The 23,398-nt window shown below is 36.7% G+C and carries 16 protein-coding genes, 1 tRNA gene and 4 pseudogenes; 13 read left to right on the top strand and 8 right to left on the bottom strand.

The window, feature by feature from the left end; genetic code table 11:
• The 3 genes from cyoA to ppsA form a co-directional block, all read right to left on the bottom strand.
• Positions 1-1,056 carry a ubiquinol oxidase subunit II gene (gene cyoA, locus C9E89_RS06115; protein WP_107007376.1) on the bottom strand — a complete coding sequence of 352 codons (1,056 nt, stop codon included), beginning with the start codon at positions 1,054-1,056 and terminating at the stop codon, positions 1-3.
• 305 nt (positions 1,057-1,361) lie between these two features.
• On the bottom strand, positions 1,362-2,132 hold the full coding sequence (locus C9E89_RS06110; protein WP_107007375.1) for an RDD family protein: 771 nt from the start codon (positions 2,130-2,132) through the stop codon (positions 1,362-1,364).
• 86 nt (positions 2,133-2,218) lie between these two features.
• A complete protein-coding gene (ppsA, locus tag C9E89_RS06105) occupies positions 2,219-4,597 on the bottom strand; it encodes a phosphoenolpyruvate synthase (RefSeq protein WP_107007374.1) in 2,379 nt (792 codons plus the stop codon).
• A gap of 154 nt (positions 4,598-4,751) precedes the next feature.
• Between ppsA and ppsR the strand changes: the two genes are divergently transcribed.
• The 5 genes and pseudogenes from ppsR to pgaD all read left to right on the top strand — a co-directional run bounded on the left by ppsR (position 4,752) and on the right by pgaD (position 12,478).
• Complete coding sequence (gene ppsR, locus C9E89_RS06100; RefSeq protein WP_107007373.1) at positions 4,752-5,588, top strand: posphoenolpyruvate synthetase regulatory kinase/phosphorylase PpsR; 837 nt, start codon at positions 4,752-4,754, stop codon at positions 5,586-5,588.
• Positions 5,589-6,440: 852 nt separating this feature from the next.
• Positions 6,441-8,906 (top strand): poly-beta-1,6 N-acetyl-D-glucosamine export porin PgaA, encoded by a 2,466-nt coding sequence (pgaA, locus tag C9E89_RS06095; protein WP_107007372.1) that lies wholly within the window; start codon positions 6,441-6,443, stop codon positions 8,904-8,906.
• Positions 8,906-10,762, top strand: coding sequence for a poly-beta-1,6-N-acetyl-D-glucosamine N-deacetylase PgaB (gene pgaB, locus C9E89_RS06090; protein ID WP_107007371.1), 1,857 nt, complete (start codon positions 8,906-8,908; stop codon positions 10,760-10,762). The genes pgaA and pgaB overlap by 1 nt, the downstream gene beginning before the upstream one ends.
• Positions 10,759-12,002, top strand: a pseudogene (gene pgaC, locus C9E89_RS06085) (poly-beta-1,6-N-acetyl-D-glucosamine synthase). Before pgaB ends, pgaC begins: the two are co-directional and overlap by 4 nt.
• The gene (gene pgaD / locus C9E89_RS06080; protein ID WP_107007370.1) at positions 11,999-12,478 is read left to right on the top strand and encodes a poly-beta-1,6-N-acetyl-D-glucosamine biosynthesis protein PgaD; all 480 of its coding nucleotides are present in this window, start codon (positions 11,999-12,001) and stop codon (positions 12,476-12,478) included. Before pgaC ends, pgaD begins: the two are co-directional and overlap by 4 nt.
• A gap of 100 nt (positions 12,479-12,578) precedes the next feature.
• Here the strand turns inward: pgaD and yiaA are convergent, their stop codons facing one another.
• The 3 genes from yiaA to C9E89_RS06065 form a co-directional block, all read right to left on the bottom strand.
• On the bottom strand, positions 12,579-13,064 hold the full coding sequence (yiaA, locus tag C9E89_RS06075) for an inner membrane protein YiaA (protein ID WP_107007369.1): 486 nt from the start codon (positions 13,062-13,064) through the stop codon (positions 12,579-12,581).
• A 154-nt stretch (positions 13,065-13,218) separates the two neighbouring features.
• Positions 13,219-14,217 carry an LLM class flavin-dependent oxidoreductase gene (locus tag C9E89_RS06070; protein ID WP_107007368.1) on the bottom strand — a complete coding sequence of 333 codons (999 nt, stop codon included), beginning with the start codon at positions 14,215-14,217 and terminating at the stop codon, positions 13,219-13,221.
• 183 nt (positions 14,218-14,400) lie between these two features.
• On the bottom strand, positions 14,401-14,913 hold the full coding sequence (locus C9E89_RS06065) for a hypothetical protein (protein WP_107007367.1): 513 nt from the start codon (positions 14,911-14,913) through the stop codon (positions 14,401-14,403).
• Between the two features lie 341 nt (positions 14,914-15,254).
• Between C9E89_RS06065 and C9E89_RS06060 the strand changes: the two genes are divergently transcribed.
• From C9E89_RS06060 to C9E89_RS06035, 6 genes and pseudogenes are all read left to right on the top strand, one after another.
• Entirely contained in the window at positions 15,255-16,214 is a 960-nt protein-coding gene (locus C9E89_RS06060; protein ID WP_107007366.1) for an AAA family ATPase, read from the top strand.
• A 13-nt stretch (positions 16,215-16,227) separates the two neighbouring features.
• Positions 16,228-17,199 carry a BatD family protein gene (locus tag C9E89_RS06055; RefSeq protein WP_107007365.1) on the top strand — a complete coding sequence of 324 codons (972 nt, stop codon included), beginning with the start codon at positions 16,228-16,230 and terminating at the stop codon, positions 17,197-17,199.
• A gap of 11 nt (positions 17,200-17,210) precedes the next feature.
• On the top strand, positions 17,211-19,226 hold the full coding sequence (locus tag C9E89_RS06050) for a transglutaminase family protein (protein ID WP_107007364.1): 2,016 nt from the start codon (positions 17,211-17,213) through the stop codon (positions 19,224-19,226).
• A gap of 44 nt (positions 19,227-19,270) precedes the next feature.
• Positions 19,271-19,347: transfer RNA gene (locus C9E89_RS06045), tRNA-Val, on the top strand.
• A 220-nt stretch (positions 19,348-19,567) separates the two neighbouring features.
• Positions 19,568-19,699: pseudogene (locus C9E89_RS06040) on the top strand (tyrosine-type recombinase/integrase); the annotation flags it as partial.
• Positions 19,700-19,752: 53 nt separating this feature from the next.
• Positions 19,753-20,025: pseudogene (locus tag C9E89_RS06035) on the top strand (lysozyme); the annotation flags it as partial.
• 20 nt (positions 20,026-20,045) lie between these two features.
• Here the strand turns inward: C9E89_RS06035 and C9E89_RS06030 are convergent.
• A complete protein-coding gene (locus C9E89_RS06030) occupies positions 20,046-20,897 on the bottom strand; it encodes a hypothetical protein (RefSeq protein WP_107007362.1) in 852 nt (283 codons plus the stop codon).
• 328 nt (positions 20,898-21,225) lie between these two features.
• On the opposite strand from C9E89_RS06030, the pseudogene C9E89_RS23775 reads away from it, so the two are divergent.
• Both C9E89_RS23775 and C9E89_RS06020 read left to right on the top strand, forming a co-directional pair.
• A pseudogene (locus tag C9E89_RS23775) lies at positions 21,226-21,330 on the top strand (tyrosine-type recombinase/integrase); the annotation flags it as partial.
• 28 nt (positions 21,331-21,358) lie between these two features.
• Positions 21,359-22,000 carry a hypothetical protein gene (locus C9E89_RS06020; RefSeq protein ID WP_107007361.1) on the top strand — a complete coding sequence of 214 codons (642 nt, stop codon included), beginning with the start codon at positions 21,359-21,361 and terminating at the stop codon, positions 21,998-22,000.
• A 166-nt stretch (positions 22,001-22,166) separates the two neighbouring features.
• On the opposite strand, the gene C9E89_RS06015 is transcribed toward C9E89_RS06020, so the two are convergent.
• Positions 22,167-23,291, bottom strand: a complete 1,125-nt coding sequence (locus C9E89_RS06015) for an NAD(P)-dependent alcohol dehydrogenase (RefSeq protein WP_107007360.1) — start codon at positions 23,289-23,291, stop codon at positions 22,167-22,169.
• Positions 23,292-23,398 lie beyond the last annotated feature (107 nt).

The following is a 23,398-nucleotide window of genomic DNA, read 5'->3' as shown; positions in this document are numbered from 1 at the left end:
TTATTCCTCTACTGAAGCAGTTGCATGTTCAGCACCAACAGTTTCAGCATGACTAGCAGGTGAAGAGTGATCTGCACCATGATAGTTACTCATGTATTTGTTGATAATGCTTTCGAACAAATTAGGCTCAACTGAAGAATAGTAAGTTACAGGATGAGGCTTAGTAGGGAATGGACCTTTACGTTCAGCTTCTTCTGCTTTTGCTTTTTCTTCTGGAGTATGCGCATTTTTAAGCATTGCTTCAATTTGGTGCTTAGAACGGTCACCATCTTTAAGCGTTGCAAATTCTGCTGCATCTAAAACAGTTTTTTGTTGAGCTTCAGGGTTTACTGAAGTTCCGTTACCTGCTTTAACTGCTGCAACCCAATTGTTGAAATCCGCTTCAGTCACACTATGTGCTTTAAAGCGCATTTGTGTAAAGCCATAACCACTATAGTTAGAAGAGAAGCCACGGTATTCACCAGTTTCATCTGCTAATACATGGAGTTGAGTTTGCATACCCGCCATTGCGTAAATTTGACCCGCTAACTTAGGAATGAAGAAAGAGTTCATTGTAAAGTTAGAAGTAATTTTAAAGCTAACAGGTGTTTTTTCAGGAAAACGAACTTCGTTAACAGTTGCAATTTGTTGCTCAGGATAGATAAATACCCATTTAAACTGTTCAGCAATAACCTGAATATCTAAATGTGCTTTCTCTGATTCAAGCGGACGGTATGGGTCATATTTATGTGAGCCCCACCATGTTAAATACGCAAGAATACCAATAATAATGACAGGAACGCCCCATACTACAATTTCAATTGCAGTTGAGTGTGCCCATGTAGGTTTATAGTCTGCATCTTTATTCGACGCGCGATATTTCCAACCAAACCATAATGCCATGATGATCGAAGGAATTACGACCAAAAGCATTAAGTAAATCGCAGTCATCATGAGGTCTGACTGACCTTGTGCAACTGGACCTTTAGAGTTTAGAAGTACCATATCACCACCACACCCAGTTAAGAGTGCAGCTAGCGTAGATAAAGACAATACAGCTAAAATCGTTTGTCTCATTTTACAACCTCGGTGAAGAGTCCCATTCCCTATTAAATATGGGATAGCGATTAAAGTGTCGCATGATTGAAAATGACTATTAATTACAAATAGTAAACATTCTCAATGATCTGACACCCAGACGTTGTAGGGCATTATGCCTCATATCGGCAAACTTAGCTATATGTAAACAGGCTTTAAATAACTGTAATAAAAACCAATTTTTTTACTCGGATTTATATGTGAATTTTCAACTTTATGTTTATAAATCAAAGTTATATTGTAAAAAAAGGATGCGAAAGCACCCTTTGTAAAAAACATAAAAATTATTGCTTGATGACTTTGGTCTTAGCCAACTTATCATGTAATGTTTGGCGGTTTTGGTTAATTGCAAAAATGTAATCAATCAGTGAAAACAGAGGGAATAAAGGAAGTGAAATAATTGTAAAGAGTGTAAAAAGTACTGAGCGAATTAAAAATGAGCGATTTCCTGAGACTTGTTGCCCATTATTCATATCTACAATTTTAATTTTTGCTAATTTTTTGCCTATACTTTGCCCAGATTTGAAAACAAGAAATCCCTGTATTGCGAGCATGATGACAATATATAGCCCCATCATTTGCCATGCTTCCATAGGAAACATCATGATAAATTGCTCTTGTAGTTTGGTTGCTTCAGCGGCAGAAACTTTAGATTGCATTTTTGCTTGGATGTCAACCAGTTGTTGAAGCTGTTCTGGTTTTAAATAGGTCATTGGAATATAGGCAGCAGGAAGCCACAACAGCATATCAATGATTTTTGCTAACACACGTGATGAAATTGGCGCAAGTTCGGTCTGGCTTTGTTGTTTGTTGAGCGAAACTTCTGAGTTCTCTTGAAAAGGATTTGGGTTGTATGTTGGAGTAGAGCTGATATAGCCCGTAGGTTCATATACAAGTTTACCTTGTGTTAATTCACCAAGTGCTTTCCATTTAGTCATACCTTGGTGCCAAGCCAAATCAGTCAAGAGTACTTGTTGGCTTGCAAGCATTTGATTGAGTTGTTCGACAGTATATGGACCAGCTTGTTGGTTATTTCTCGCCAAGTAAATTTGCATAAAGCTCAATTCTCAAAATAAATCTAAATATAAAAATCGTAGATGAAAAAAAGACCCTACGAAAGGGTCTTTTTTAACATGTTTTATTAAACTTGTTTAGTCTTTTCTTCAGCAAGGAAGAACCAAGTATCTAAAACAGAGTCTGGGTTTAAAGAAACAGACTCAATGCCTTGATCCATTAACCATTGTGCAAGATCAGGATGATCTGAAGGACCTTGACCACAGATACCTACATATTTACCTGCTTTACGACAAGCATGGATTGCCATAGCTAACAATGTTTTAACCGCAGCATCACGTTCGTCAAATAGGTGAGAAACAATACCAGAGTCACGGTCTAAACCAAGCGTTAACTGAGTTAAGTCATTTGAACCGATAGAGAAACCATCAAAGTGTTCAAGGAATTGTTCAGCCAATAATGCGTTTGTTGGTAATTCACACATCATGATCACTTTAAGACCATTTTCACCGCGTTTTAAACCATTTGCAGCAAGTAATTCAATTACACGTTTCGCTTCAGATACTGTACGTACGAAAGGAATCATGATTTGAATATTGGTTAAGCCCATTTCGTCACGTGCTTTTTTCAAGGCACGGCATTCAAGCTCAAAACAGTCACGGAAGTTGTCAGAAACATAACGACTTGCGCCACGGAAGCCCAGCATTGGGTTTTCTTCTTCTGGCTCGTAAAGTTTACCGCCAATTAAGTTTGCATATTCGTTTGATTTGAAATCAGACATACGAACAATAACAGGTTTATCTGCAAATGCTGAAGCAAGTGTAGAAATACCTTCAACCAATTTTTCGACATAGAATTCGATAGGAGAAGAGTAACCCGCAGTACGTGCTAGAACAGCAGCACGAGTTTCACGTGGTAAGCTGTCAATGTTCAATAATGCTTTAGGATGCACACCAATCATACGGTTGATGATGAATTCTAAACGTGCAAGACCAATACCTTCGTTTGGAATTTGAGCAAAGTCAAATGCACGGTCAGGGTTACCAACGTTCATCATGATTTTGAACGGAAGTGCAGGCATTGATTCGATAGAGTTACGTTGGATTTCGAAATCTAACGCACCTTCATAGATGAAACCTGTATCACCTTCAGCACAAGAAACAGTAACTTCTTGACCATCAGTTAGAACTTCAGTTGCATTACCACAACCTACAATCGCAGGTACGCCTAATTCACGTGCAATAATCGCTGCGTGGCAAGTACGACCACCACGATTCGTGATAATTGCAGCAGCACGTTTCATGACTGGTTCCCAATCTGGGTCAGTCATGTCAGATACAAGTACATCACCGTCTTGCACTTTGTCCATTTCTTTAATCGACGTCACGATACGGACTTTACCAGAACCAATACGTTGACCAATTGAACGACCTTCACAAAGAACTGTGCCTTTTTGCTTAAGCAGGTAGCGTTCCATTGTGCCGACATTTTCACGGCTTTTTACTGTTTCAGGGCGAGCCTGAACGATATAGATTTGACCGTCATCACCATCTTTCGCCCACTCGATATCCATCGGTGCTTGATAATGTTCTTCAATGATGAGTGCTTGTTTAGCAAGTTCTTGAAGTTCTAAGTCATTTAAAGCAAATTGTTGACGTTCAGCTTTTTCTACATCTACAACAACAACAGATTTACCTGCTGAACCTTCTTCGCCATAAATCATTTTTTGGTGTTTAGAACCAAGATTACGACGGATCACAGCATGTTTGCCATTGCGAAGTAATGGTTTAGAAACATAGAATTCGTCAGGGTTTACAGCACCTTGAACGACCATTTCGCCCAAGCCGTAAGAAGCTGTAATAAATACTGCTTCACGGAAACCAGATTCTGTATCAAGTGTAAACATAACACCCGCAGCACCAGTTTCAGAGCGAACCATACGTTGAATACCCGCAGAAAGGGCAACGATGTCATGGTCAAAGTTTTGGTGTACACGGTAAGCAATCGCACGGTCATTATAAAGTGATGCGAACACTTCTTTAATCGCAATAAGAATATTGTCGATACCGCGAATATTTAAGAAAGTTTCTTGTTGTCCTGCAAATGAAGCATCTGGTAAATCTTCAGCAGTTGCAGATGAACGAACAGCAACAGCAATATCTGGATTGCCTTTAGAAAGTTCAGCAAAAGCAGTGCGAACTTCTTGCTCAAGGCTAGGAGTAAGTGGAGTATCTACGATCCATTGACGGATTTTTGCACCCGTTTCAGCAAGTGCGTTAACATCATCAACATTGAGTTGCTTCAATTCTGCAGAAATTTTGGCATTTAAACCACTTTGTTCAAGGAATTCGCGATATGCAGCAGCAGTTGTTGCAAATCCACCTGGAACTGATACGCCAGCATTTGCTAAATGGCTAATCATTTCTCCAAGAGAAGAGTTTTTACCACCCACGATCTCAACGTCGTGTTTCCCTAGTTTTTCTAGACCGATTACGCGTGCTTCCAAAGTTGTTGCTCCACTTATGCAGTATTAATCACTATCTTGGCATCAAATTATAACAAAAAACTTAGCATTTTGATTCAACTAAGTGATAGTCATGTAAGATGGGTTTACTATAAAGATTATACATCGCTAAGACAAATGTTTGAGGAGAATTTTAATGTCAGAAAGTAACCAAATAAAGCGTAGCGTATTTTTTATTTCGGATGGTACTGCCATTACTGCTGAAACCCTTGGGCACTCGTTATTAGCGCAATTTCCGCATGTAAAGTTTGATATCCATATCATTCCCTATATTACCTCTGAAGAAGCTGCAATGAGTGTGGTGGAGGAGATTAATAAAAGTGCTGAAAAAGATGGTCAGCAGCCATTGGTATTTGATACCTTAGTTGACCCTTATGTTCGTGATATTATTAATACAGCAAATGCTGTAAATCTTGATGTTTTTGAAGGGCTTATTAGCAAATTGTCAGATGTTTTAGGCACTCAGCCTACAACTTTAGTCGGACAGACCCATGCAGTGACTGATTCTGAGTCATATAAGGCACGTATTGATGCGGTTCATTTTGCTTTAGACAATGATGATGGTGCACGTACAAGACACTATGACAAAGCAGATTTGATTCTGATTGGGGTATCACGTTCAGGCAAAACACCGACATCTATTTACCTGTCATTACAGTTTGGAATTCGCGTTGCAAACTATCCTTTAACAGAAGAAGATTTAGACGATAATCGTTTGCCTGCGGTGCTTAGAGAGCATAAGCATAAGCTGTTTGGTTTAATGATTGATGCGGATCGTTTAGTGGCAATTCGTACAGAACGCAAGGCAAATAGTCGCTATGCCAGTTTTTCTCAATGTCAGATGGAATTACGTGCAGTTGAAGGGATTTATATTTCAGAAGGGATCAAGTATCTCAATGTGTCTGAGATGTCAATTGAAGAAATTTCAACACGTGTTTTACAAATGACAGGATTGAAGCGTCGCATTGGATAATTAGTTTAAGCTTTGATTAAAAAATACACTTAAAGCTGTGTGTTTAAAGTAAATTTTAAATAGATATTTAAATCAATAAATGGTTTGAATGAAGCTCAATGGCAAGTTTTTTAGTTGGTTAAATTTGTCATTGAGTTATAAAAAATACCTCATTTATTCATATGAATATTGTATTAATAATAAGCAAATTATAAGTCGATTAGATTCAAATAAATCCTATTTTTAGATGTCTTTGCAGAAAAAGATATAAATCTAAAGTACTTTTTTTAAAAAAATATATAAACGAAGTGATTGAAAATAATGCAATTCACTCAGGGAAATTGTATTTTTTTCTGAAGAAATAACATTGAAAGTAAATTAATCTTATGATTTTACTTGGTTATTATTTTTTGTAATGGCCGTTCAAACTTAAAAATTATTTAAAATGTATGGTTTAACAAAGTTTCTAAAAAGTGAGAAAAATATCGTATTTTTTTTGATTGAATGTATTAATATTTTGTTTTTGTTGTAAAATTTATGTGAATTTTATTATCATATAATTAAAGTTTTGTGATCATCTTATGGTTTTTTATATGATTTAAATGCAAATAAATGTCGTATTATTTGTCATATTGTGAAATATTTATTGATTGTTTTTTAAAATTTACTATACAAAAAAGTGTGCTAATTTTACAAAAAAATTAACTTGATTGAAAAGTAGACATTTTAGATAAAATTAATTTATTGATATCTAATAAAATAATTTGAAAATAACAAGATTAATGTGTGCACATAAGTTAACAGTGTATGGTTTTTTATTGCTTAAAATCATTGAAATGAGATTTATATCACACTTTAATTTAAGAATGAGTTATGCAATATTCATATTATTTTTTGCCAGTGGGCTTATTTTTATATTTAGGATTACAAACGTCATATGCAGCAACACCTGATACTTTAAGAGAACAGGCGGTGTTGTATATTAAAAATGGTCAGACTCAGAAAGGCATCGTTGCACTTGAACAATTGTTGCAAAAATATCCACAGGATCAAAAGGTTTTAGCTGATTATTTATTGTCTGTAAATACAGTACATCCATTGGATGCCGCGACTTTATTAAAGCTGACGCAGCGGATTCAGGTGACTCAATTTCCAGAGTATGCACAGTTGAGTGTGGTGAAACTTTTACGCGATCAAAAGTTATTTAACCAAGCATTGCTTTTACTGCAACAATTTGAACCGTTTCAACAGAAAAATCAGTTACACGTCAATATTTTAAAAGCCATTTTGTTGAGTGAAAATCAACAGAAAAAACAAGCATTGGCAGTTTTGCAAAAAATGAGTTTAAAACAGCTATCCGCTGAGCAACTCATGCAGGTTTCATATAGTTATCGAATACTTGGACAAACGGCTGAAGCTTTACATGCGGTGCAATATGCTTATGAAAAACAACCTAAAGATACAAATATTCAAAAAGAATATGTCAATACATTAATGGCTTTGGGGAGTTATCAGCAAGCCATAGAAGTGATTGAAAAATATCCCAAAACGGACTGGGATCCAAACTTAAATCAGCAGATTATATTGGGAAATTTTGCTCAGCAGATTGAAAGTGCGATTAAGCGTTCACAGTATTTATCACGTCGTGGTGAGTCTGATACAAAAAGTTATGAAATGTTGGATGTAGTGTTGTTAGGTGCTGAGCATCTTGCCAATGAATATACATTTACAGCACCGTTTTTTAATCGTTTTTATTATGACTATATATATGCTTTAAGTGTCAGGGGTAAATCTAAAACTGTACTTGATCTCTTACAGCATGTGCAATTGCCTGCGGTAACGACCATGCCTGCATATGCTCGACAGGCAATTGCTGATGCTTATTTAGCTGAACGTCAATCAGCACAAGCCGAACAGTTGTATCGAACATTAATGACTGAAAAAAACTATTCGGATATGAATGTCTATAGCGCATTTTATTATTCATTGCTTGAACAAGAAAAATATGATCAGGCAAATCAACTTATTAAAGAAATAGATCATTTATTGCCTACATTTCAATACAGTCAAGCTAAAGGTGTAGATAAATCGGTTCATGCTGATCGTACACAATATATTGGTTTGCGTGGTTTAAACTGGGCATATAGTAATCGTTTAGATATTGCTGAACCTTATTTTGAAGGTTTGGTGGAAAAAACTTCGAATACAGAAGACGGGCTAAATCAGCTTGCTAGAATTCAACGTTGGCGTGATAAACCTGAACAAGCAGCGCAAACTTTAGCGCGTTTAAATGGATTACAGCCTGTTTCTAAGCAAACAAAAATTAATACCATGCAAAATGCACAAGCTTTAGGTGATGTACAAACATGGCGTCAGCAAACCAATCAGCTCATGCAAGACTATGCTGAAGACAGTAGTGTTATTAAAAGTCGTAAAGCGTTAGAAGATCGTGATCATGCCACGATTCAGCACAATAGTCGTTTTTCTCGCAGTCGTTCAGATCAAAATGAGCTTATACAAGGTTTAAAAGGTTCTCAAGATCGTGAAATGACCACAAGCTTATATTCTCCTTGGTTTGCTGATAACTATCGTATTTTGGCTGAACATCGGGATATTTGGGGCAAGTTTCGTCAAGGTACTTTAGAACAACAACGCTATGGGCTTGGTCTAGAATGGCAAGATCAGAGAAAGTCATTGACTGTCATTGCTTCACAAAACCATCAAGGTGATCGTCAAGGTATTGAAGCTGCATGGACGCATCAATTGAATGATCATTGGCAATATTCACTTTCAGCCAATAGTCAGGCTGATATTCCATTACAAGCGATAGACTTAAATCACGAAGGTCAGTCTTATGGCGTAGGAATTCGATGGAAAGAAAATGAGTCTCGTCAAGCAGGTGCTGTTTATCAGTTGACAGATATTAATGATGGTAATTTAAGACAAGAATTGACAGCAGATTACTCACAACGTGTTTTTTTAAGCCCTCACCACACCACCACAGCAGGTGTGAGTGGCTACTATGGAAAAAATCAAACCAATCAGGTGTCCTATTTTAGCCCCAAACAAAGTTCAAGTTTAGCTGTCAGTTTGAACCACGACTGGTTGACATGGCGTAACTATGAGCAAGCTTTGACACAACGTTTTAATTTTACCATGGGCATGTATCAACAACAAAGTTTTGACCCTAAACCTGTAATGGATGTGCAATATCAACACATGTGGAAATTATCAAGAACATGGTCTTTGGGTTATGGGCTAGGTTATGGCATTCATGCCTATGATGGTGAATATGAAAAACAATTGTATGGAAATTTAAGTTTTGAGGGGCGTTTCTGATGATGAGTTTTAAACAGTTTTCAAAACGCATTTTTATCAATTTTGTTTTGATTGGTGTGATTAGTCCTGCATTTGCAAATGATCAACACGTAAAATCTGCTCAAGTCACCCAGCAAAATATTTTTTTTGATCAGCAGCATTTTGTGAGTTTAACTTTTCACGATGTACGGGATGATGTGTTAAAAAATGGTGATCGTGATCCGTATGCCATCAGTACCCAAAATTTAGTTCAATTTTTTGAATGGTTAAAACGCTCAGATTGGCATCCTGTCAGTTTAAAACAAATTTTACAGGCTCGACAACAAGGTCAACCTTTGCCGAAAAATGCAATCTTAATCAGTTTCGATGATGGGGCATTGAGTCATTATAGTCGTGTTTTTCCTTTGGCTAAGCAATATAAAATTCCAGTTGTATTTGCTTTGGTCACGAGTTGGATGAATGGTAATACCAAAGCGATTTATGAAGCATATGGGCAAGGCAATCAGATGACTTGGGCGCAAGTTCGAGAAATGCATCAATCAGGATGGGTTGAGTTTGCGAGTCATTCGCATAATCTGCATCAAGGTGTTTTAGCAAACCCACAGAATAATCAACAGCCTGCTGCAATTACACGACAATATCTGGTGGCATTAAAACGTTATGAAACGCAAGATGAGTATGAGCAACGTATTATTCAAGATCTAAAACAATCGAAAGCTATTTTAACTAAAGAGGTCGGTGAAGTCCCACTTGCAATGGTTTGGCCTTATGGTGCAACGAATGTAGAAACTGAGCATTTAGCACAAAAAGCGGGTTTTGCGCTGTCTTTTAGTTTAGGTGCAGATGCCGTGAATCAAGTCAAAGATGGCACATTTCAACGTGGTTTAGCTGTTAATAATCCAAGTGCAGAAGATCTTTTTGAGCAAATGATGGATGCAATACAATATCGAGATTTTATTCGTTATGAACCCATCCGTGCTTTGTCCTTTGATTTAGCTGAATTTTCATCAAATTATCAATTGGCCGATCAGCAACTCGGAAAAATTTTAGATTTAACGAGTGCGTTAAAGAGTAATGCATTGATTTTAAATGTCGTAGGTGATCAAAATCAGGATGGTATTTATGACCATGCCTATTTTCCAAATACAGCATTAAGCATGTCTAAAGATGTCATGAATCGAACATTATGGCAGGCAAAAACCCGAATTTTTAATCGTGTTTATGCACGTTTACCCTACGCTTTACAAGAGCAAAAACCACAATTGGCTGTTCAGCTTTCAGAGCAATTGTTTAAAAATAATAGTAACTTGGATGGTATTATTTTAACTACAGAGCAAAAGTTGCACTGTGCTTTTCAGGTGAATATTCAACAAGATTGTGTCATTCAGCAAAAACGTGTTGCACAAACTTTGATGGATATTTCTCAATACGCCTTAACCTATAGCAATATTAGTAATCCGTTTAATTTAACACTACAAGTTCAGTTAGATGAGCTTGCAGATGGAACAATTCAGCAGTTTTTAAATCAATTTCAATCGACTGCAAATATATTTAATTTTGAAATAAACAGTTTAGATCATGCTCAAGATTTTAAAAAAATGCTTCAACAGCTTGATGCTTTAACTGCATCAGAGAAAGCCAAAATTTTAGTCACTTTAACGGTGAAATCTACAAAAACGGCAGCAGATTGGCAAAAAATACAGGCTGATTTTCTTGCTTTGCAACGAATTGGCATTCAAAAATTAGCGATTGAACAATACAACTTCAATAATGCTGCACAAGTACAAGAATTTTTATACACACCATTGAGTTTAAATCAAAGCCCATTGACTTATCGTAATCCATTTATTTATCAAACACAGGGGAAATCACCATGACAGGCGTAGAGTTTTTATTTCTCTTTGCCTTTTTATATCCGTTGGTGATGGCATGGACATGGATGATAGGCGGACTTTGGTTTTTCTTTAAACGTGAATATAAACAAGGGCAATTGCCTGAAGTTTCTGCTCAAGGATGCAGTATTATTATTCCGTGTTTTAACGAAGAAGCACAAGTTAAAGAAACGATTCGTTATGCGTTGCAAACTCAATATTCAAAATTTGAAGTTATTGCTGTGAATGATGGCAGTTCTGACCGTACTGCCGAGATCTTAGATGAGTTGGCACAACAATATCCAATGTTGCGTGTGGTGCATTTGGCTGAAAATCAAGGTAAAGCATTTGCCTTACGTTCAGGCATGATGGTGAGTCAGTTTGAATATCTGATTTGTATTGATGGTGATGCTTTATTGCATCCACATGCTGCAATTTGGATGATGCATCACTTAACGCAATTTAATCGGGTTGGAGCGGTAACAGGCAATCCACGTATTTTAAACCGTTCAAGTATTTTAGGAAAATTACAGGTTGGCGAGTTTTCTTCTATTATTGGTTTAATTAAACGTGCACAAAGAACGTATGGACGTATTTTTACAGTTTCAGGGGTGATTGCAGGTTTTCGTAAAACAGCCTTAGAGCAAGTTGGTTTTTGGTCAGATGATAAAATTACCGAAGATATTGATATTTCATGGAAACTTCAGCTTGCAAAGTGGGATATCCATTATGTACCGAATGCACTGTGCTATATCTATATGCCTGAAACCTTGACAGGGTTGTGGAAGCAGCGTTTACGTTGGGCACAAGGTGGCGTAGAGGTACTTTGGACTTATGTGCCTCAACTTTTTAAAGTGAGCGCTCTTAAAATGTGGCCTGTAGCTCTAGAGTCAATGCTCAGTATGATTTGGGCGTATGTCATTTTGTTGATCGTTGTTTTGTTTTTTGTAGGATTATTTGTTGCTTTACCATCAGGGTGGTACGTTAAATCATTACTACCACAATGGTATGGCGTCATTTTAGCGATCACATGTCTAATCCAGTTTTTCATCAGTTTGTATATAGACAAACGTTATGACGATCATCGATTTTTAAGAAATTATTTTTGGGTGATTTGGTACCCATTGTTTTTTTGGATTTTAGGCGCTGCAACGACCATTGTGGCAGTTCCTAAAGCATTATTTACACAGAAAAAAGAGCGAGATGGGTCAGTCCAGATCGTGGATTTCGTGGAGAAAATGAATGAATAAAATCCATTCCAATATTGTGACTAATCCAGCTCAATTGGATATTCCTCAATATATTGATCAGCCTCAATATGTCAAAAATAAAGCCACAAATTACACGATTCAAGCATTAGGTTGGCTCGTGTGGACATTATTTATATTGCCTTTGCTGAGTTTGATTTTGTGGTTGTATCAGGGCAGATTGATCCAAAGCTATATTTTTGCTGAACAAATGAATGTGCAAATGTATAACTTTGCATGGTTAGCTTTAATTGTTGTGGTCTGTTGTGCTTCATTGTTGTTATGGGCGAGTTATAACTGGCTACGTTATCGTAAACGAGATAATCCAAAAGTGTTGAATGTGAGTCAATCTATACTGGCTCAAGATTTTTTAATTACTACAGATGAATTGTCACGTATTCAAAAGTCAAAAAGTATTGTATTACACTATAATGAAGAGGGTATTTTATACAATTATGAACTCAAAAAAGCATAAATCATCAATATTGATATAAAAAGAGGCATTTTTTACCTCTTTTTATGGATGAATATACCGTAAGAAACAGCATATTTTGCCTTAAAATTGTATCCTTTTTTTAGTCATCTTTATACGTTTCTTGTGGTAATTCGAGAGCCTTATGATTTTCTTCCAAAATTTTTGTGGTGAGTTCTGGAGCAGATTTAAGGCGGATATATTCTAAGTCTCGAATATTTTTCTGTACGGCAACAGCACCAAATAAACTGAGTAAAAAAGCCATAATATAAAAACCTTTTTCACTCAATTGTAGACTTGCATTCCATAAACCCACTGCAAGTAGCGCAATACAAATAATGACGGATGCCCAACATAAGGCAAAGTAGATTGGGGTAACATGCATGCCTTCGAGTTTGTCACGAATAATTTTTTGTAACGAGACAGCAGAAAATAGACCATATAAAATGAGAATTAAATAATAACCTTTTTCATTCAATAACATATCGGCATTAAATAAACCAATTGCATAAGCAGAAGCACCTGCCAATAAGGCAACCCAACTTGCTGCAATAAATGCGGGGGTAGGTTTGTTGATGTATTGATCCATTGTTATTTTCCTTATCATTTTATTTCTATTCTGTATGATGACAGATAAATAAGGGATGGCAATAGATGTTAAATTATAGGAGTTTAGTAAATATGAGCTCTTTAAATAAAAAGATGCCAAACGAAAAAATCTCTTGGCATCTTTTAGGTTTAAATTATTTTTTTAATTGCATCAGTAAGTCAAAGTTTTCTAAACGTTTTTGTGTGTCATAGATATCACAAGTAAAAATAAACTCATCGACATCATATTGTTCTAAAAGCTGCTCTAAACCTTGTTTAACTGTGCTTTGTGAACCAATTTGTGCAATCGCTAAGAAGTTTTGTACCGCCATTTTTTCAGCAGCTGTCCAGCGACCTTCCATTGTATCGACAGGCGCTTTAAGTTTCATACTACGACCTGTAAGTAAATTTTGGATACGTTGATAAACACTGGTTGCCAAATATTCAGCTTCAGCATCACTTTGTGCAACAACGGTTGGTACACCCATAGATACATAAGGTTGCTCTAAATATTGTGAAGGTTGGAAATTTTCACGATATAAACGAATCGCTTGCCCTAACATGCGAGGCGCAAAATGTGAGGCAAATGAATAGGGAAGTCCTAAACGTGCAGCAAGTTGTGCGCTAAATAAACTTGAGCCTAGCAACCATACAGGCACATGAGTCCCTTGTCCTGGGGTCGCAATAATTCTTTGGTTTGGTTGAACATCATCAAAATATTGTAAAATTTCAACCACATCATTTGGAAATTGATCTTCTGTTTCTTGGCGACCGCGACGTAAAGCACGCATGGTCATTTGGTCTGTACCAGGTGCACGTCCTAAACCTAGTTCAATACGTTCAGGATAAAGCGTGGCTAAAGTACCAAATTGTTCAGCAACAACCAAAGGTGCATGGTTTGGCAACATAATGCCACCTGAACCCACTTTTATATTGTTTGTATTTGCTAAAATATAACCCAACATGACAGCAGTTGCAGAGCTAGCAATACCATCCATATTATGATGTTCAGCGAGCCATAAACGATCATACCCTAATTTTTCAGCATGTTGAGCAAGTTCTAGCGCGTGTTGCAGTGAAAATTTAACATCTTTATCTTCACGAACTGGCGCTAATTCTAAAATCGAAAATTTGGTATTTTGCAGTGATCGCATGACTATAACTCAAGTTGGTTTATATCGAAATAATACGATATAAACAGATATTTGTATATCGTGTTATTTCGATATACTAAAATAAATTACAAAATGAGCATACAAAAAAACCTAGAAGGTTAGCTTGCGTTCTAACGATCTAGGTGAAAAAGAGTTTGTTCTTAACGAGCTTATAGAGAAAAATTAGTCACGATGTTTGCGTTTATAATGACCTAAGTGACGACCATTGTCATGGCGATCATTATAGCGATAGTTACTACCTCGGTAGCCACCATCATAACGACGATCATAGCGGTCATTGTAGCGACGGTCATCACGATCATCATAACGGCGGTCTTCACTTACTTTACGTCCAAGTGCTGAACCACCTGCTGCACCTAAGCCAGCTCCTACATAGCCGCCTGTTGAGCCTGCAACATTTCGACCCACTGTATAACCACCTGCACCACCTAAAGCACCACCAATTGCCGCACCTGTACGATCACGACGATCACTTGAAGCCGCAGCACCACCAGCACCACCTAAGGCAGAACCGATCATTGCACCTGTGCTTCCTCCCATCTGATTACCAATTGCAGCACCAACAACACTGCCTAAACCAGAAGAAAGGGCAACACGTGTTGAATTATCTGCATGTGCAGTTGTCATCAGTGTTGCTGCAAGTACTGTTGCACCGATTATTGCTTGTAATTTCATGTTCAAACTCCTTCTCGAAGTTTCTTGATTTCTTAACTTAGACTTAATTTACGAGAAAACTACGATTTGATTGTGAATTTAGTTGTATTGAAGTTGCTGTTATTGGTAAATCATTTGTAATTTTTATCTGATATTTCTTCATAATTACTCTAGAAATAAGATGAGTCATGATCATGATTTGAGTTTGTGAGCATATCTTTATCATCAGGAAATAAGCTAAAACTGGGAATGCCTTACTCTATAATATTGTTATTCAATATTTTTTTATAACTTTGAGTATTGTATAAAAACGTGTATGTTTGTACTTATACAAATTAAAAAATTTTATTGGGGAATAAAAGGTGATTTGGGGAACAACGCAGCAAAAACATACAGAACAAAAACATGCACACATATCCAATGATTTAACGAGCTATTACCCAAAAATAGATGCATTTTTAAGCCAGATTAATCAAATTATTTTAGATAAACCACAACAAACCAAACTTGCTTTATGCAGTCTGTTGGCGGGTGGGCACTTATTGTTTGAAGACTTACCTGGACTTGGTAAAACCACCTTGGCAAGTAGTCTGTCACGACTTGCAGGTCTGAACTTTCAACGTATTCAATTTACCAATGACATGCTTGCAAGTGATGTCATTGGGATCAATATGTTTAATCAAAAAGAACACCAGTTTGAGTTTAAATTCGGTCCAATTTTCACTCAAATCCTGTTGGCTGATGAAATTAACCGTTGCAGTCCCAAAACCCAAAGTGCGTTGTTGGAAGCAATGGAGGAGGGCAATGTCACGGTCGATGGTATACGTTATGAATTGCCCAAACCATTTTGGGTGATTGCGACACAAAACCCGCTCTTTCAAAGTGGTACATACAGTTTACCTGAGTCACAGCTAGATCGTTTTATGATGCGATTGTCACTCGGTTATCCATCACGGATGGCGGAAAAACAATTATTACAACAAGCGTCACGCCATGATTTGATTGGAGAATTACAGTCTATTTTTCAGCAACAAGAAATTTTGCAATTACAAAGTATAGTCAATCAAATGACAGTAAATGATTTGGTCTTTGATTATATGCTTGATTTGGCTGAAGAAACCCGAAAAGGTCGACATGGATTATCTACACGAGGATTATTGGCACTGAAAAAAGCCGCACAAGCCTATGCATTGATTGAAAAGCGTCAATTTGTGATTGCAGATGATGTACAGGCGGTTTTTGTGGCGGTGGCATCGCATCGTATTGGTTTGGGTGAAACAGAAACACAGGCATTGCTGCAAAAAGTATCTGTGAAAGGCTAATGGAAATCTGACGATGTTAGGGAAAAGATTTGTCCGTTGGTTGCATCTGCGATTTCGCTATACGGGAATTCGCACGCTGAAACAAAATGAAGTCTTGGTCTTTCTGTATCAGCAAGGTTTTTTGTATTTGGTGCTGATTCTGATCACTTTTATTGCAGGGATTAACTATGGCAATAACTTGATTTTAGGTTTTTGTTTTTTAATCAGTGCGATTTTATGTATCAGTTTTTATTTAAGTTTTAAGCAATTACATGGTGTCACCTTACAAGTGATAGTCGATGAAGTGGGCAAGGTCAACGAAGCTTTTACTGTCAAAATTATTATGCAGCAACAACATGCAACTGCAAAATATTTAAATATTAAAATCACTGATTTACAACATCATATTTCTCAAAAAAATAAACAGGATGAAACAGATCCATCCAAAAAAGATGAATCCGTTCAAAGTTTTTTATTTGAAGAAAAACAACAAAGTTTTGATCTGGTTTTTATTCCCAAACAACGTGGAAAATTTGAAATTCCACCAATTCAGATTTATTCAACTTATCCACTTGGACTAGTACGGGCATGGACTTATATCTATTTGACCGAATCCTATTGGATTGCACCTGAAGCCAAAGCGTTTACACAAAATTTACAGCACTATTCCAATACAGGTGAACCTGATTTGGACGAGTTTAAAGAACTACGAAACTTTAAAACAGGCGATTCATTACAAAGCATTTCATGGAAACAGGCAGCACGAGGACAGGGGCTTTTTGTCAAGCAATTTGAAGACTTGGTGGATACACACATCATGCAAATTGAATATAGCAAAATGCCAAGCGCAGACCACGAAGAAAAACTGAGTTTGATGATGGAACTGGTGGATCAGTGCGAACACAGTCAAACGCCGTATAGTCTTATTTTACCGCATGCACAAACTGAAAATGGCGTGGGTGAACGGCATTATATTCATATCAGAACCTTATTGGCGCAGGCTTAGGAGAGTTGATCATGAATAAATCCATTCAAATTTCGATTTTATTGGTCTTAAGTTTAATTTTAATCGCACAAATGGCGTATATGCCCATACCACTAGCGATTTTATTTTTGCTGAATATTTTGGGTCTGGCATTTTATTATTACAAGTTCAATCGACACCAAGTCATTCATCTTCCTAAAATACTGTCCAAAGCACCGAAAATTTTATTTGCCTTGCTGGCAATGCTGATCATTTATGTCAATTCACGGACTTTTTTAGGTGTAGAAGCAGGCACAGCCGTTTTATCGACATTTTTATTTGCCAAGGCTTTGGAAACACAAAGCAAACGTGACTTTATCATCCTGTTTAATTTTGCCTTATTTGTCAGTGCGAGTTTATTTTTGCACACACAGGCTTTTTGGATGGCGTTATTGGTTTTATGTTGTTTAATCAGTTGCTTGGTGGGCTTATATCGGGTACAGACCGCAAATTTTATCAGCACACAGCCGATATTACAGTCGTTGAAAACAGATTCATGGCACATCCTTAAGTTTATCGGTTTGGCTTTGCCCTTTTTTATTTTATTATTCATGTTTTTTCCACGCCTACCACCCTTATGGCAAATTCCGATTCCCAATAATCAAGCCACTACAGGACTGAGTGACAGCATGTCACCGGGCGATATTGCCGAATTATCGCAATCTGGTGCCTTGGCATTTCGAATTATTGGTGATATGCAACAGTTGCCGAAACGCAGTGATTTATATTGGCGCGCTTTGGTTTTGGATCAGTATGATGGAACACGGTGGACGAGTGGTTTTATTAATAAACAAACTAAAAATGCCCAACCGCCGTCAACACAACAAAAAAGTTTTCATTATCAATATTTGGCAAATGATCCTGCGCAACAATGGATCACGGGACTGGAAAAATCTATTCCTTTGGAACCACGTTTTCAGTTGAATCAGGACGATTCCATTACCCCAAAACGCTTGTTGCAACGTACACAGCCGATTCAACTGCAATGGGTGGGTACACAGGCTACAGAGATGCAAGCGGGGCAGTTTAACGCACAAATCCTGAAAAATAGCCTAAGATATCCAAAGGCAAGTGATCCTAAAGCACAGCTTTTCGCACAGAAAATGTATCAGCAAAGCCATGCGCAACCTGAACAATATATTCAGAATGTTTTGAATTGGTATAAACAGGAAAAATTTGTTTATACGCTTGCACCCGGCAGACTCGGCAATAACCGTGTTGATGAACTTTTATTTCAATCCAGACAAGGTTTTTGTGAACATTATGCATCAAGTTTTGTCTTGTTAATGCGTTATGTCGGGATTCCTGCACGTGTAGTGACCGGTTATCAGGGCGGTGAGTTGGCGCCTGATCGACAAAGTTGGGAGGTGCGCCAACTGGACGCACATGCATGGGCAGAGGTATATGTACATGGACAATGGCAACGTATAGACCCAACAGCAATGATTGCACCAATGCGAATTGACAATGGGATGCAAAATCTCATGACGGATGACCGCAGTATTTTTAGAGATGGCAATTATTCCAATTTACGCTTGCAACATTCTTCGGTTTTGCGAACTTTACGCGTGTGGAGTGATTATGCAAGTTATCAATGGCAAAGTAAGGTCGTGGGTTATGATGCCGAGAAGCAAAATGGCTGGATGCAAAAGCTGGGGCTAACTTCAAGTTATAGTTATGGCTTGGTACTGGTTTTGGGTATTTTAGCTTTGTTATTGTTGTATTGGGGGGTGACTAAATTCCGTGCCTCTCGACAGTTGACTGCACTTGAACGGAGTATTATTCAGTTTAATCGACAATTAAATCCTGCTTTGCAAAAAGCAGAGTCTGAAACCTTTCAGCAATGGATGATGCGTCTGTCAGAACATTCAGCACAACACCACCATTTTGAGCAGTTGAATCAAATTTTCCAAAAAATGGTATATTTAGGTGAAGAAAATCAGCATGATATAAAAACTTTCAAAGCTTTGCTTAAAGAGTGTACGAATGAGTTAAAGAAGAACAATTAAAGCTTGTCAGATGACAGAAAAATGAATAATATTCTCACCACATTAGGTTTATAGCTCAGTTGGTTAGAGCGCTACGTTGACATCGTAGAGGTCACCAGTTCGAATCTGGTTAAACCTACCAAGATTTTTATTGATGTATATCAATAATATAAGGGCAAAATTGTAGTGATTTTGCCCTGTTTTTTATGTCAAATAGGTCAGCTTTGAGTAATCAAAATACTCAAAATTTGCATTAAAAACTGCTTTATATTTCGCTTTTGGGCGCCAAATTTGAAGAACGTATGTGTCTTTAAAGATTTTGGTGCCCAAATTACGGCCCCAAATATTTAGAGTTAGTAATTATGCAAAAACCTGTCAAACGTGGCAATGCCTGGCGCATCCAAGTCAAATACAAACATCTCCGTGACGCAGCAACGCGTGACTCTCCTGAAGAATGCATTCAATGGGCCCATAAACGCCTAATGGAAGTGCAACTTAAGTACGAAAAAGAGCTAGAAAATTTAAATAAACCTAAATGTACCTTAAATATATGGTATCTGATCTTAAAAAATTTGAAGCTGCTGTAAATAAAGTCACTGTTGCTTTGAATCAAAATCAGTTCGATGCCTTAGTTTCTTTAACTTATAACATCGGAACAGGTGCTTTTTCAGATTCTACATTGCTCAAAAAATTGAATAGTGGCGACTACAAAGGTGCAGCTGTTCAGTTTGATGTGTGGGTGAAAGCGGGAGGTAAACGAATGCAGGGTTTAGTAAATCGACGAGCCTTAGAACGTAAATTATTTGAAAAAGCAGTCTAATAAGACTGCTTTTTGTTATATTATTTATTGTCATCGATAATCTTTACAACAGATTTAAAAGAATCCCTATTCATATCAAATACTGCTGGCATTTTATCACTAGCATGTCTAGATGAACCACTTTCCCAAAGCACCACTCCATCAGCACCTTGCGATTTTAAGAATGAAAGAGCAGTTGTCATGCTTTGTTCAGTCATAGGGGTAATAAAAAATCTTTTATTTTGAATATCCCAATTACTTAGTGAAACAAAAGGATATATTTTTAAATCATATTGACGCGCGTATTTTTTAGCTTCTTGCATATTGAATTGCGCCTTATTTTTCCAAATATCCATATCTTTCAATGAGTAGAAGTATAAAGTTGGTGCGAGAAAATCTACTTTTTCTGCAATAGCTTTATATTGGGTATTAAGGGCAACAAAATCAGCTTTTTGATTTTCTGACATTTTTTTATTAGGAGTTCTTTGTGGTAGTACACCATAAACACCTACAGGAGCCTTGCCTCCAAATTTATGATACATATTTAATGCATCAAGAATCACAGGTAAATCAGTCTCAGGTTGGTTTGCAACACCTATTTCAATATCAAAGCAAACAGGTGTATTTGGGTCTGTTTTTGTAGCTTCAGCAATTTTCTTGATTTTTTCAGGATCAGCTTTGTTGTCTGTAAGTAAGTATATTGGGTATATTACATTCATTTTCTTCATCCCTATGGATGCTAGAATATCATCATAACCTGTAACTTCTTTGGAATACTTCATTTCCCCAGTTGGTGTCTTTAAGTAGTGCCAATTTAAAAATTGGTAAACTTCAAAAGAGTAAGAGGAAGTTGTTGTTATGCATAATAGAGAAAAAATAATTTTTTTAAGCATTTTGATGACTACTAAGTGGAGGTTTTATAAAATAATATCGCTTTAGTGTGATATTAATAATGAATAAACTGTTACCTTTTGTTTTTTGTAACAAAATAAAGGGCGCAACTTGGGCACCAATAATATTTAACTAATTGATTTTTAAGGTTGTACTGTTCTTTGACATCGTAGAGGTCACCAGTTCGAATCTGGTTAAACCTACCAAGATACAAGCCTTACGGCATAAGGGTTTTAAGTTTAAATAATAACTTAAAGCCCTTTTTTAATACCTGCGATTTATCAGCACTTTTTGCTTATTTTTCAGGTTAATTTACTCAAATTTACATCAGAGATTTCGGCGCAGGTGACAGGGCGTAAAACCCTTAGTGTATTGGTGAATACTTATTACAATCCAACAGCTTCCGAGATAGCAAAAAAGTTGAATGCTGCTTAAACTATGCCCCATTGAATGGGGCTTTTTTATGAATATAAAATTTTTAGTTTCGGTATTTATAGGGATATTTTTTAGTTGCTTGGGTTTGTCGAAATTAGCAAATTTCTACTTTGATATAAGCTCTGATTACTTAACAGCTACAGCGACTTTTTTCGCTGCATTTGTAGCTTTGTATTTATATAACGATTGGAAAGATGTACATAAAATTAACACTTTAGAGAAGTATCATCAGGAACTAAAGATAGAATTTCTGAAGTTAAATTCATCTTATTTAATTGTCTCTGAAAAAGCTAGAGAAATACATGGATCAAGTTCATCTAGAGTTGATATGATTGTTTTAGAGATAAACAAGGTTTATGGCTTAAATTTTTATAATGATGTAAAAAAAATGATAATTACTATCACAGAGTATGAAATATTTATCTCAAGATTAACTAGAGTAAGTATTGTAGAACAGCATTTAAAAAATACTAAAGTTTTTAAAAATAATCTCTTAAAGACTTTAAAAGCTCTTAATTCAATACCAGTTACAGCTAATTTAGAGACTTTGGCACCAATTTATAACAATACTTTTTTAAATGGAGTAGTACCAAAAAGTATTGCTGAGGGTAAAAAAATTGTTGATGAAGATAATCCAGTGTTTCGTTCAGAGTTTTTAAATACTCTTTAATAAAGGACAATAATCCCTTTTCTAATTCTTACATCTAGCTATGCTTGGCAGCAATATTATTCTAAACATCCTATAAAAGGAAAATGTTGTTGCAAATCATCAATATTTTTGCAGATGTAATAAAAAAGCACGACTGTATGATTAAAAACAGCCGTGCCCGAAAGATTTAGTTTGAATTGGCAATACGAATAATAGGTTTCAGTGTTATGCCGTTTTGACTGTCCAATGCCGCCTGATTCATGTCAGCAAAATCATAAAACTTCACCAATTTATCAAATGGAAATAAACCTTTCTGATAGAGTGTAACTAATTCAGGAATAAATGTTTTTGGAACACTACTGCCTTCAACAACACCTACAATAGTTTTTCCACCAAGTAAAAGATCATTGACATCAAACTGTGCCAACGTACCTAAAGGTGGTGCGCCAACAATTGCAATTTTTCCTAATATGCCAAGCGCATCTATACCTTGTTTTAAAATTTCAGTTCGACCTGTAGACTCAAGTGCAAAAGCTACACCACCTTGAGTGATTTCTTTAATGGCTTCGACTGGATCCGTTTCTTTACTGTTAATGACATGTGTTGCGCCTAATTCTTTGGCAAGTTCAAGTCGACTTTCAACAATATCAACTGCAATAATTGTGGTGGCACCACAAATTTTTGCAGCCAATAACGCGCTTAAACCGACTGCACCAGCACCGAAGGTGACAAAACTACTCGCGGGATTCACTTTAAGTGTATTCATCACTGCGCCAGCACCCGTTTGAATACCACAACCTAATGGACCCAGTAATTCTAAAGGTACATTTTTATCGACTTTAACGGCATTATTTTCTAAACTTAAAGCGTAAGTTGCAAATGAAGACTGTGCAAAAAAGTGATCATGAACCGCTTCATGATTATGTCGGCAAATGGCGTTATGTCCCTGTGGATCTGCACCACTAAAATTACGCCCAAAAAAGTCAACACAATAGGCTGGATTACCTGAATTACATTGTTTACATGAACCGCAATAACCATAACTGAGCACGACATGATCACCCACAGCCAAGTCTTTAACTGCATCACCAATCGCAGTAATAACACCTGCACCTTCATGACCTAAAACCGCAGGCAGTGGAACAGGATAATATTGATCACGAACAATCAAGTCGGTATGACACATGCCTGTCGCAACAATTTTAACCAGTACTTCATTGTTTTTCGGAGCACGAATTTTTAACTGTTCTAATTTAAAATCGGCGCCTTTACCCGCAGTAACAGCCGCTTGAATATCAATTAAATCTGTCATTGTAATATCCTTAATTTAATAAATTCCATGTTGATCGGTGAGTGAATGTTGAAAAATAATGAGCTTCAATCACGTGTTATACACTTAATACTTTCAAAAAGTATGCC

The sequence above is a fragment of the Acinetobacter sichuanensis genome, assembly GCF_003024515.2.
In the GTDB taxonomy this organism is placed as follows: Bacteria; Pseudomonadota; Gammaproteobacteria; order Pseudomonadales; family Moraxellaceae; genus Acinetobacter; species Acinetobacter sichuanensis.
Note: the sequence above shows the minus strand (reverse complement) of the source record. Positions and strands in the feature narration are given on the sequence as shown.